The organism is bacterium, assembly GCA_019912885.1.
Lineage (GTDB): Bacteria > Lernaellota > Lernaellaia > JACKCT01 > JACKCT01 > JAIOHV01.
Window position 1 is genome coordinate 1 of the sequence record JAIOHV010000048.1, and the last position, 11,950, is coordinate 11,950.

The window sequence follows — 11,950 nt, forward strand, 5'->3', positions numbered from 1 at the left end:
CCTGGACGATCTGCCCGCGCCGGCGTGGGATCTGTTTCGCGTCGAGGACTATCCATGCCCGCCGCGCTTCATGATGCAGGGGCCGCTCGTTACGCTGGCCGCATCGCGCGGCTGCCCGTGGGATTGCACCTACTGTTCGCAGAACGCGCTGACGCCGGGCGTGCGTCGCCGCGATATCGCCCGCGTGGTGGACGAAATCGAAACGACGCACCGCGAACGCGGCGTGACGAACTTCGGCTTTGTCGACGCGATCTTTCCGCTGAAGGCCGCGGACGGCTTCGCGTTCGCCGCGATGATGAAGGAGCGGGGTTTGGTCGATCGGGTGCGCTGGGGCACGGAGACGCGGTGCGACCTGGTGTCGCGCGAGATGCTCGCCGAACTCAAGAGCGCGGGCTGCCGATTTTTGATGTACGGATTCGAGAGCGCAAGCCGCGCCACGCTCGACGCGGTCGACAAGCGCGCCGACCCGAAGCAGGCAATCGACGTGATGCGCTGGAGTAAGGAGATCGGCATCGGCACGTACGGGCTGTACATGATCGGCTTCCCCGGCGAGACGCGCGAAATGGCGCGCGAGACGATTCGCTTCGCAAAGGCGCTCGACACCGACGTGGCGAGCTTCGCGCGCGTGACGCCGTACCCCGGCTCGCCGATGTACGAACAGCACAAGGCGACGCTTGGCGACGTGCCGGCGCATCAGTGGAATAACCAGTATCGCGCCGAGCCGGGCGAGGCCGGGTGGCGCCTGCCGGGAATGTCGTCGGAGGAAATCGGCGCGCTGCTGCGCGAGGCGAACCTGTCGTACTACTTGCGCCCGCGCCTGATCTGGCGGCACCTGCGCCGCGGGACGATCTCGATCGGCGAGATGGCGCGTGGTTTTGCCGCGCTTGCGCACGACGCGGCCTGGCGTGCTCGCGAAGCGCTTCGCCCAAGGAGCGCGGGCGTTCCGCCTGTGTAAACTCCCGGTCCGCCGAGCCTGTTCGAAAGGGCGGTATGGACCGCGCACTCCGGCTTCGCCTTCGTTTGCGGCTCTGACATCGCCGGTGGCGGCGCGCTACGTTTCGGATGCGCGCAGTCCCGCCCGCAGCACGCGCAGGCCCTGCCGCAGGTATCTCGCCAGCACGCGCGCGTCGCGGATGCGCGTGATGCGGCGAAGCAGGTAGCGAGGCCGCCAATAGAACGCGCGGTAGAACACGGATTGCCATGCGCGCAGTTCCGCGAGCGAAACGCCGTTCGCGTGCGAGTCGGTACGGTCGGCGTCGTCGTTTGGCGTTGCGCCCCGCAGCGCCTTTTCCGGCGTGACGGTTTCGCCGAGCAACCGCGCGCCCGGGCGTGGATCGAACAGATTGAACGACGCGTAATCGAGCGGCACCGTTCGCAGAAAGCGCCGCGTCGTCTCGAGCGTGTCGCTCGTCTCGCCGGTCAGGCCGATGACGAAATGCCCCAGCGTCTCGATGCCGTGCCGGCGGCACGCCTCAAGCGCGGTGAACGTCGCGGGCAGCCCGGCGCCTTCCTTGTGATCGGCGAGGATCGCCTCGCTGCCCGACTCCAACCCGAACGCGACAAAGCGGCAGCCCGCGCGCGCCATGAGCGCGATTTGCGCGTCGTCGAGCGTGTCGGCGCGGGCGTAGCAAAACCAGCGGAAGCCGTAGCGCTTTTCGATCAGCATTTCGCAGAACGCGCGCACGTGCGTGGGGTGGTGGTTGAACGTCGCGTCGCAGATTTTCAGGCTGCGGATGCCGCACGCGTGCAGGTGGTCGAGCTCCGCTTCGAGATTGTCCGGCTCGCGCCGCGAAAAATGGATCATGCCCGTGTTGCAGTAGTCGCATTGGTAGGGACAGCCGTGCATCGTCAGCACGCTCGCCACCGGCTCGGCAAGGCCAAGCGGAAAGCGGTAGCCCTTCTCGAAAAACATATCGTGCGGCGGTATGGGGTGCGAAAACCATTTACGACCGACTAGCTCGCCCGCGACGATTTCGCCGCCGCGCCGGTGCGTGATCGACGTGCGTTCCGCGTGCGCACCGGTGCGAAGCCGGTCGGCAAGGCACGGCGCGGTGATGTCCATCAGGACACCGTCGACAAAAGGCGCGTCGTCCATCACGGCGCGGCTTTGAAAACGCGGCAGGTCGCCTGAAAGGTAGAGCGGCGCGTCGACGTGCGTAGCCAGCGCCTGAAAAAACGGCCGGTCCTCGGGCCAGGACAAGTGTGAGCACAACGAAAGAATCGCGACGGGCCGCTCGCGCGCGATCAATTCCAGGCACGCGGCGGGCGCGAGGCGCGTGACGATCGCGTCAACGAGCACGACGCGAAAATCCCGGGCCAGATGCGCGGCCTGCAACAGCAGGTCGAGCGGCTGCCAGTAGTAGCCCGCCTTGTCGACGCTGCTGCAGTAGCAGTCGCGCAGATAGCGCCGCGTGCCCGGCGGATTGAGGAGCACGATGGCCGGTCTGTCGTCTGTTGGGCGGCTTTCGGCCATGGTTCAACGCTACGGAAAAATCGCACCGGGAGCTACGTAAGCGGTCCCGCGCCCTGTGTGTGCAAGCGCGCGAAACCCGCTGACGGGAATGCGGGCGCCGTGCGCGGCCGCACGAGCGTGACATTCGGGCTATAGCGGGTCAGAGGTCCGCCGCGGTACAGGGCTCGCCGCAGGACGTCGCGGACAAGGTTGTACCCGACGCGCCACGAACTGCTGATCAGGGGCACGCGGCTCTTGCGGCGGCGGAGACGCGCCACGTAATCGGCGATGAACTGCTGTTGCAGGAATAACGAGCGCGTCGGGACGAGGCGAAGCCGCCGCTTGTCCGCGAGGAGCCATTCGGTCACGCGGCGAGGAATCAACACGCAAAACAAAAGCAGATTCGAAAGCCGCATCAATTCGTCGTTCGCGTTGCCGTCTTTCATGGTGAACGACTTGGTGCCGCCGTCGCTTTCGATCCGCGCGACGTCTTCGGGCGTAAGGTCGCCTGCCTCCAGCGCCGTCTTCACGAGATCGATGCGCGGGTAGTAGCGGATGTGGAAGACGACGGTGCGATCGACGGGATGGTCGAGATACAACCGGATGAGATTTTCGACATCGCGATTCGTCTGCCGGGGAAGCCCCACGATATTGTCCGCCAGCACGTAGATGTTCGTGCGGCGCAGTGCATCGAGCGCCCGAAGCATCGACTTGTCGAACTTCGCGCGGTTGACGACGTTGTCGTCTTGCCCGGGCACGCGCGATACGCCGATCCAGGCCGCCGCGCAGCCGCTCGATTCGAGCAGCCCCGCGATTTCGTCGTCCACCGAATTCGGATCGACCCAGCAGAAATACGGCAGGCCAACGCGTTTCGGGTATTGGCGGGCGAACTCCTTGAACCACGCGCGATCCGCGGTGAGCACGTTGTCGTGAATCAGGATCTCACGGATGCCGTAACGGACTCGCGCGGACTCGAGCTCGTCGAGAAAATGGTCGACGCTCTTCATGCGCAGATAGCGGCCAAGCCCCTGGCGTCGGCTCTCCTTGAACAAGAACGAGTGGCAGCAATACGAGCATGTATGCGGGCAGCCGCGCGACGCGATGGCGTGATAACGCGCGCCGTAATGCCGCTTCCACACATCGCGCAGCAATTCCTTGTCCGGATGCGGAAGCGAATCGAGATCCTGAATGAACGGGCGTTGCGGATTTGCGTGGAATCCGGCGGGCGTGCCCGTCTTGTACGCCAGATTCGCGATCGATTCGTACGGCTTCGCGTTTTCGAGCGCGTCGCACAGTTCGGCGAGAGCCTCCTCGCCTTCGCCCAGTACCCCGAAGTCGAACGCGGGGTGCGTCATCACCTGTTCGGGCACACTGGTCACATGGATGCCGCCGATGACGATCGGAACATCGAAGTGTTCCTTGATCGCGCTCGCGAGCGTGGCGGCCCAGCCGAAGTAGTCCGTGACGACCGAAAAACACACGAGGTCGGGCCGCCAATCCGACACCTTCTGAAGCAGCAGCGGCACATGGCTGAACCGGCGCGCCACGCGCGGCCAGTGAAAATTGCTGTCGTCGAAAAGGCCGGGATCGAAAAACGCGTCGACGGCGTGCCCGGCACGCTTGAGATACGCCGACAGATTCTCGATCGGCAGCGTTACCTGTATATGCTCGACGAATAGAACCCGCATCGCCTGCCCGCGCTTGTCAGGGAAGCCGTCACGATACGGGAAGGGCGGCGCGCTGTCACGCCGCATCGCGCCAAATACGCCGGTTCGGTGAGCCGCCCCCGATCCGGGATCGTCCCGGTCGATTGCCAACCTGCGGGGCGGGTGTTATGGCAAACGCATGGCCGCGGTGGATGTCTGTCTCGTCAATACGCCCCTTTGCCGCTACGGCTTCAACCTCAGCGGCATATACCCGATGCCCCATCTGGGGCTGGGTTATCTGGGTCGGCTTCTCTTCGACGCCGGCGTGTCGGTTGGTTATCTCGATGCGCAATTCGACGCCAACAGCCCCCTTACGCATCCCGATCGCCTGCCAGACGCGCGCGTGTACGCGCTGACGTCCAAGGTCATCAATCTCGTCCCCACGCACGCGATCGCGCGCGTCATCCGCGAACGCAAGCCGGATGCGCACATCGTGCTTGGCGGGCCGTGCAACATCATCGAGCCGTCGATCCTGTTCGATCAGTTCCCGGCGTTCGACATCCTGGCAACCGGTGAGGGCGAGGAGGTGATCTTGCCGCTCGCGCAGCGCCTTCTCGACGGCAAGGGCGCCGACGAGCTTGTTGACGTGCCCGGGCTCGCATTACGCACGAACGACGCCGTGCGTCTCACCGCGCCGGCGACGCCCGCCGACCTTTCGCGCGAGATCCATCCGATGCGTTCGCTTTGGCCGGAATCGACGCACCGCATGCACCCGCCGTACGGTATCGCGCCGCCCGTGTCTCTCCTGGAAACCGCGCGCGGGTGCAGCTACGACTGCTCGTTTTGCGCCATCGACAAAACCGCGCGCGAGCGGCCGGACGAGGTCGTTTTCGATGAGGTGCGCGAGCTTTTGGCCTCGGGCGTCAACGAAATCCATTTCGTCGATCCGACCTTCACGCTCAACATGAAACGCGCGCGCCGTCTGTGCGAGGGCTTTTCCCGCATGCCGCGCCCGTTCAAATGGACCTGCAAAACGCGGCTCGATCTCGTCGATCCGGCCCTGCTCGCGTTGATGGCGAATTCGGGGTGCTATCTCATCGCGTACGGTATCGAGTCCTACGCCGAGGACGTGCTGACGAACATCGGCAAGCGCCTCGCGGTCGAACGCACCAACCGCGCGCTCGCGTGGACGCACAAGGCGGGCATCCGCTCGGTCGGTTACGTGCTGATTGGATCGCCCGGCGAGTCCGATCGCTCCGTCGCCGAAACGAACCGGATGTTGCGGCGCTCGCAGGTGTGGTTTGTGTTGTTTGGAATTTATCTGCCGTTGCCGGGTTCCGGACCGATTCCCGCGCACGACCGCGCGCTGAACGAGGATCTCATCGCCTGCTACACGCGCGGCTACCACGAGCGATTCGCGACGACCGCGCCGAACGGCCACGCGAACGACGCCCTGGCGCGGTGGCTATTGCGCTCGGCGCTCGGATTTTATCTGCACCCGAAAAACCTCTGGCGCATTGCGCGCGGCGTTCGGGCGACGCGAGAGCTTTGGCATTACGTCAAGGGCGGTGCGCATCTCGCGCGCGAATTCGCGAGATTTGCGTGGACGCGGATTCGCAAGGGCAAGACCGTCGTCGTTCGATTTTCGGACCGGAGCGACGAGAAGCTGACCGACGCGGCGTAGTGGCCCGGAACTGGGGGTCCCACCGGCTGTCGCGTCGTCACCGCGTGGACCAAGGCTAAGCGGCCTCGGCGGGCGAATCGCGTTGCGCGATCAGATTGCGCGGATATTTCACGAGACAATATGCCATCAGGTTGACGAATCCGTGCACCAATTGCACACGCCGCCCGGAAAATCGCCGCACGATCCGCACGACGCGCCGCGGCCCCAGGTAAAAACGCAGGTTCGCGACAGCCATGCGCAGACCAAGCTCCGTCGGCCCGACGTTGGAGATGCGGCTGCGTTGCCAGTAGTAATCCCCAAACGGACCCTCGCCGGTGAGCGCGGCCGCGCGCATGTGCGCCACGAAGTCGAGCGCACCTGGCGGGATCTGCCGGCGTGTCATTTCCGTACCGGCGAATGGCGTCACCTGAAAAAACAAAGCGGCGCAGAATTTGGAGCGTGCCGCGAATCGTACGGTCTTTCGCATTTCCGCACGCGTTTCCGTGGGGAAGCCGAGCATGAAAAATCCCCAGGTGAAGATGCCGAGTCTGTCCGCGATTTCGACCGTCCGTTTCACGCGGTCGAGGTTGTTGTGCTTCTCAATGTACTTCTGCAGCCGCGGGCTCGCCGTCTCGACCGCGAGAGCCATCGAGAAGGTTCCCACGGACGCGAGCGCGCGCAACACCTCTTCGTCGAGCCGGTCGGCGCGCACGCCGTTGGGGAAGGAAAACCGCGTCACAAGGCGGCGGCGCCTGATCTCCTCGCAGATCGCCAAGACGCGTTCGCGCTTGAGATTGAAAATGTCGTCGATCACCTCGAACTCATTTACGCCGTGGTTTTCGATGAGGTATTCGATCTCGTCGACGACGCGCGCGGGGCTCTGCGCGCGAAATTTCTTGGTAAAGATGTCATGGCAGTACGTGCAGCGGTACGGGCACCCGCGCGAGGTGAACAGCACGCCATAACGCCCGAGGATGACCGGCGTCATGCGGCGCGAGATCTCGTACGTATCGAGGTCCACGAGGTCCCACGCCGGGATCGGCAGCGTGTCCAGGTCTTCGATCAGATCGCGATTCGCGTCCGTCGTGCAAATCTCGCCGCGATGGCGAAACGAAAGCCCGCTCGTTCCCGCGAGTTCTTCGACCGGCGCGCCGTTCGCGTTGTCGATAAGGCGGACGAAAGCGCGTTCACCCTCGCCGGCGACGACGAAATCGACGGGCATGTCCTCCAGCAGGGAAACGCCACAGGCGCTCGCGTGCGGCCCGCCGATCGCAACGGGCGTATTTGGCGCGAGACGTTTGAGAAGGCGGACGAGCGCGCCGGCGCGCGCGGCCTCCGCGGTCAGCACGGACATGGCGACAAAGTCAGGCGAAAAATCCGCGAGAAGTCGCTCGTAGTCCGCCGGCGTAAGCGGCGCGATGCGCTCGTCAACGAGATGGAAGTCGTCGCGCCCCGGCCGGTTGGCACGCGCGTACGCGGCCAGACCGATGAGCCCCATCGGCGGGCCCATAGATGTCCCAAACTCCTGTCGGCGCCCGAGACGGGGCTTGATCAAAAGAACGCGCGCCATGAAAAAACCTTCCGCCAATTTCGGTTCGTACGATGAAAAAGGTCATCAAGCGTACCAGAAAAATTTTTCCCGCGAGGCGGGACCGGATGACGCAATTCGCAACGTCCATCGGCCCGTCATCGCGAACGGGAAATTGGTTACGTAGGGCGCAAATTCTTTTCTTGGTAATATCTTTTAGCGCGGAAAGTTCGCCGTGGCAAGGAATTTTTTCGATGTGTCGGCGCGCTGGCCGATCAAGAAAGCCGTCCGGAAAGGGAATCGGTCCGCGGCGCGCCTCGCGGGCAAGGCTCGAGGCAAATCAAAATCCGTGCGCCGCGCCGAACGTTTTCGGGCTTGCGGGAAGCGGACCCGGGGGCTTAGCATGCGATGAACGAACGGGGAGTGCGCATGCCCTATCAAATCGGAGTGCAACCGGGATTCGTCGATCGCGTGCGCAAGCACATCCGGTACGTGTGGATGTTCCCGGGCGTCATGCCGCGCGCGGCGGAAAACTACGTCCGCCTGATGCTCGGCCAGCCGCGGCTGCGTTTTATCGAGTTCGCGTGCAACTTCGATTGCTTCGCCAAGTGCGGGCATTGCTCCATCACCAAGCTCGGCGCGAATCACCCCAACCGGCCGTTGATGACCGTCGCGCAGATGCAGGACACGCTGCGTCAGACGATCGAGCTCGGCGCGCTGAACATCAACCTCACCGGCGGCGAAGCGATCATGGTGCCGTTCCTGTCGGATCTCGTCGCCGCGTGCAATCCCAAAAAGACCGTCGTGTCGCTGGCGACCAACGGAGCGCCGATCTCGCCGCAAAAGGCGCGCGATCTCGCCCGGTGGGGCGTGCGTGTCGTGACGATGAGCCTGGATTCCGCGGACGCGGCGACGCACGACAAGAGCCGCGGCCTGAAGGGCTGCTACGAGCGCCTGATGCACGCCATCGATCACCTGACCGACGCGGGCATCGAGGTGTTCCTCAACACGATCCTGACGCGCGAGAACATGATAAACGGCGACATCTACAAGATGATCGAGCTCGCCTCGCAAAAGCGCGCGATGCTGACGATCAATCCGCCGTTCCAGATCGGCGGATGGGACGGCGCGGACGTGCACCTGGACGCCGAGGGCAAGGATTTCCATCGCAAGCTGATGGCGTTTTCCAACGTACGTTGGGAAGGCTCGTCCAACTACTTCAAGGACGGCTGCCCGGCGGGCATCGAAAAGCTCTACATCAGCCCGTACGGCGACATCATGCCGTGCAACTTCACGCACATCTCGTTCGGCAACGTCACGGAGAAACCGCTGGCGGTGATCTGGAACGAAATGCTGACGACCAGCCCCTTCAACAAGATTCACGATCATTGCCTCGTCGCGGAGAACCCGGAGTTCTACCGCGTTTACATCGAGCCGGTCGTGAAAGGCGCCGTGCATCCGATGCCCGTGGAGCAGCATCCGGCGTTTTCGACGCAGGGGAACTGATGGCCGCCGCCGGCGCCAGACACCTTGCCGAGATGCGGCTCGCCGCGAAATTTCCGCTCGTGCTTCCGCGCATGGCGAAGGGTTACGTGCGCGCGTGGCGCGGTGAACGCCGGCCGCTGCGTGGCGCGGAGTTCTGCGTCACGTATCGCTGCCAGCTCGATTGCGATTTCTGCCTGACCAAACCGCTCATCGACCGCGCGCGGCGCGAGATGGAAACGAGCCAGGCCGTCGCCGCCATCGACGCCATCGCGAGCCTCGGAGCGATCTTCGTCAACCTCACGGGCGGCGAGGCGCTGATGCGCGAGGACATCTTCGAGATCGCCTCGCGCGCGGCGCGCCGGCGCGATCTGCTGGTGACGCTCGCCAGCCACGGCCTTTCGATCGACGCGAGCGTCGCGCGCGAACTCGAGAAGGCGCGCGTCGCGATCGTGCTGCTTTCGCTCGACGGTCCGGACGCCGAAACGCACGACGCCTCCCGCGGCCGGGAGGGCGCGTTCGACAAATTGATGGCGTCGGTCGAAGCGCTCCACGGCGCGGGCATCCCGATCTTTTTCACCACGATCCTCACGCGCGAAAACGCGGAAGACGGCTCGATCTTTCGCACCGCGCGCCTCGCGAAAAAGCTCGGCGGCACGCTGACCGTCAACTGGTCGTACATGGTCGGCGCCAACTGGTCGTGCCGCGCGCCGAACGTCTCGGACACGGAGCGCCGCGCGTTCGGAAAGCTCATGCGCATGCCCGGCGTGCGCTGGGAAGGCAGCAACAACTTCGCGGGCGAGGGCTGCCCGGCGGGCTCGGAAAAAATCTACGTCACGCCCTACGGCGACGTCTTTCCGTGCGCGGTGCTGCAAGGCTCTTTCGGCAACCTTTTGCACGAGCCGCTTGCCGATATCTGGCGCCGCATGGGGGGCGTGCCGGAATTCGCCGACAACGACAAGCCGTGCCTGGCCGCGTGCGACGCGGATTTCTCGGGGCGGTTTGAGCTTCTCCGCCGCGCGCCCGGCGCGGATTTCGCGAAAGCGGTGGCGACCGGCCCGACGAGTTGATGCGCGTTCTTCTGCTCAACCCCTCCGAGCGCAAGATCCTTCAGGCGAACCTGCCGAAGGAAATCGAAAAGGTGCGCGGCAAGAATCAACCCGTCGGCCTGCTCTACATCGCGGCCGCCGCGCGACTGGTTCCCGGCGTCGACGTGCGCGTGCTCGACGCGCACGCGCTCGATCTCGACGCGGCGGGCATCGAGTGCCACGTCGCCGCGTACGATCCCGACGTCGTCGCGATCACGTGCATCACGTTCAACCTGCCGGACGTCATGGAAAATCTCGCGGCCGCGAAGAAGGCAGCACCGCGCGCGAAGATCGTCATCGGAGGCTTGCAGCCGTATCTCTATCCGGAAGAGACGTTCAACCTGCCGGGCGTCGATGCCGTGTTCCTCGGCGAGGCGGAGGAAAGCTTTCCCGCGTACCTGCGTTCGATCGACAATCCCGCCGCGCTCGCGAACGTGCCGGGGATCATGGCGCGCGCGGGTGGCGAAGTCGTCAGCACGGGCTTCGCGACGCCGATCGCCGATCTGGATTCCGTGCCGCGTCCCGCGTACGAGGCGCTCGATCCGGCGCTTTATTCGTCGGTCATCACCGACACGCACCCGACGATGCTGATGGTCACCTCGCGCGGGTGCCCGTTCCGCTGCCACTTTTGCAGCCATTCGGTGACGGGCAAGAAATACCGCTACCACAGCCCGGAACGCATTGTTTCGGATGTGCGTCATTGCCTCGATCTCGGTTATCGCAGCATCCTGTTTTACGACGAGGTGCTGACCATCAAGCGCAAGCGCGTTCTCGAGTTGTGCGACCGTATCAAGGACGAGAAGCTCTGCTTCGAGTGGATGGCGCGCGCGACGATCAACACGGTCGATGAGGAAGTCCTGCGTTCGATGAAGGACGCCGGATGTTCGATTATCACGTTCGGCGTCGAGTCCGGCTCGGAGCGCGTCTTGAAGCGCATGAACCGCCCCATCAAGGATCCCGCCGTCATCCGCGACATGTTCGCGCTGACGAAAAAGGTGGGGCTGCGTAGCCTCGCGTACATGATGGTCGGCAATCCGGACGAGACGATCGACGACCTGCGCGCCTCGCGGGACTTTCTGCGTCAAATCGACCCGGACCACGTGCATGTTTCCGTGTTCGTGGCGTATCCGGCGACGGATTTCTACGACGAGGGCGTGGCCAAGGGGCTCTACGCGCAAGATCACTGGCGCGCGTTTTCCGCAAACCCGACGCGGCCGTTCACCGTGCCCACGTGGCCCGAGGCGCCGCCCGCGGACGAGCTTTTCGGCATCGCCAAACAGATGTACCGCCGCCACTACCTGCGCCCGCGCAAGATCCTCCAGCACCTGGGCGGCATCACGTCCTTCGCGGCCATCCGCAAACGCGCCGCCTACGCCCGCACACTGCTCTCGCGCTCGCGGCCCGCGGAGGCATAGCCGGGGGGAGCGCGCGCCGGGAGCGCAGGCGTCCCGCCTGCTTAGTTTGCGACTTCCTGGGAGCGCAGGCGTCCCGCGTGCTTCGATTCACTCGTCGCCGCTCGCGTGAGCATTCGCGCTACTCCATTTCCATTCGTCCGCCCGCGCGACCAGGCCCGCGACCACCGGATTTTCGTGAATATAAGTGACCGCGCTTTTGTAGTGCTCTTCGTTCCGAATGAATCGATCCCAATATTCGACCTGCCACACTTGGCCTTCGCGACCCACGGCCTTGTTGATTTGCTTCGCCGTAAACGACTTCCACGATTGAACGATTTTCGCGAGCAGATGCGGCGCTATCGGCTGCACGATCACGTGCACGTGGTTTGGCATGACGACCCACGCGTGTAAGCGATAGCGGTCGCCGTCAAAGTGCTTCCACGCGTTTACGACGATCTCCGCGATGTTCTCTTGCGCCAGCCAGCACGCGCCCCGGCCCGCGTCGAGGTACGAATCGAGCCTCTTTCGTAACGCGGCATCGCCTTCGTGTTCGGCGGAAAGGCGCAATCGTTCGACGACATCGCGAGGCATGGCGTCGGCAAGGCGATATGTGACGAGTTGCGTCGCGAACGCGCTGTCGAAATGCGGGAGATAACCGCGCGAGTGCCAGCCGTGGCGATATTGGTCGGGCATCGCC

General features: G+C 64.4%; 9 protein-coding genes. 5 read left to right on the top strand and 4 right to left on the bottom strand.

Features of this window, described 5'->3' with window-relative positions; translation table 11 throughout:
* A partial coding sequence (locus K8I61_03955; GenBank protein ID MBZ0271164.1) for a radical SAM protein occupies positions 1-955 on the top strand: 955 nt, incomplete at its 5' end.
* A 96-nt stretch (positions 956-1,051) separates the two neighbouring features.
* Here K8I61_03955 and K8I61_03960 read toward each other — a convergent pair.
* Both K8I61_03960 and K8I61_03965 read right to left on the bottom strand, forming a co-directional pair.
* On the bottom strand, positions 1,052-2,473 hold the full coding sequence (locus K8I61_03960) for a radical SAM protein (GenBank protein ID MBZ0271165.1): 1,422 nt from the start codon (positions 2,471-2,473) through the stop codon (positions 1,052-1,054).
* A gap of 32 nt (positions 2,474-2,505) precedes the next feature.
* On the bottom strand, positions 2,506-4,140 hold the full coding sequence (locus K8I61_03965) for a B12-binding domain-containing radical SAM protein (GenBank protein ID MBZ0271166.1): 1,635 nt from the start codon (positions 4,138-4,140) through the stop codon (positions 2,506-2,508).
* 157 nt (positions 4,141-4,297) lie between these two features.
* Here K8I61_03965 and K8I61_03970 point away from each other — a divergent pair, with 157 nt between their 5' ends.
* Positions 4,298-5,782, top strand: coding sequence for a B12-binding domain-containing radical SAM protein (locus K8I61_03970; protein ID MBZ0271167.1), 1,485 nt, complete (start codon positions 4,298-4,300; stop codon positions 5,780-5,782).
* A 55-nt stretch (positions 5,783-5,837) separates the two neighbouring features.
* Here K8I61_03970 and K8I61_03975 read toward each other — a convergent pair whose 3' ends face one another.
* Entirely contained in the window at positions 5,838-7,271 is a 1,434-nt protein-coding gene (locus tag K8I61_03975; GenBank protein ID MBZ0271168.1) for a B12-binding domain-containing radical SAM protein, read from the bottom strand.
* Between the two features lie 447 nt (positions 7,272-7,718).
* On the opposite strand from K8I61_03975, the gene K8I61_03980 reads away from it, so the two are divergent.
* Genes K8I61_03980 through K8I61_03990 form a run of 3 tightly spaced genes read left to right on the top strand, consistent with a single transcriptional unit; the run spans position 7,719 to position 11,274 of the window.
* Positions 7,719-8,795: a radical SAM protein gene (locus tag K8I61_03980; GenBank protein MBZ0271169.1), complete on the top strand. Its 1,077-nt coding sequence runs from the start codon at positions 7,719-7,721 to the stop codon at positions 8,793-8,795.
* The gene (locus K8I61_03985; GenBank protein MBZ0271170.1) at positions 8,795-9,841 is read left to right on the top strand and encodes a radical SAM protein; all 1,047 of its coding nucleotides are present in this window, start codon (positions 8,795-8,797) and stop codon (positions 9,839-9,841) included. The genes K8I61_03980 and K8I61_03985 overlap by 1 nt, the downstream gene beginning before the upstream one ends.
* A complete protein-coding gene (locus K8I61_03990) occupies positions 9,841-11,274 on the top strand; it encodes a B12-binding domain-containing radical SAM protein (protein MBZ0271171.1) in 1,434 nt (477 codons plus the stop codon). The genes K8I61_03985 and K8I61_03990 overlap by 1 nt, the downstream gene beginning before the upstream one ends.
* A gap of 87 nt (positions 11,275-11,361) precedes the next feature.
* On the opposite strand, the gene K8I61_03995 is transcribed toward K8I61_03990, so the two are convergent.
* Positions 11,362-11,946, bottom strand: coding sequence for a transposase (locus K8I61_03995; GenBank protein MBZ0271172.1), 585 nt, complete (start codon positions 11,944-11,946; stop codon positions 11,362-11,364).
* Positions 11,947-11,950 lie beyond the last annotated feature (4 nt).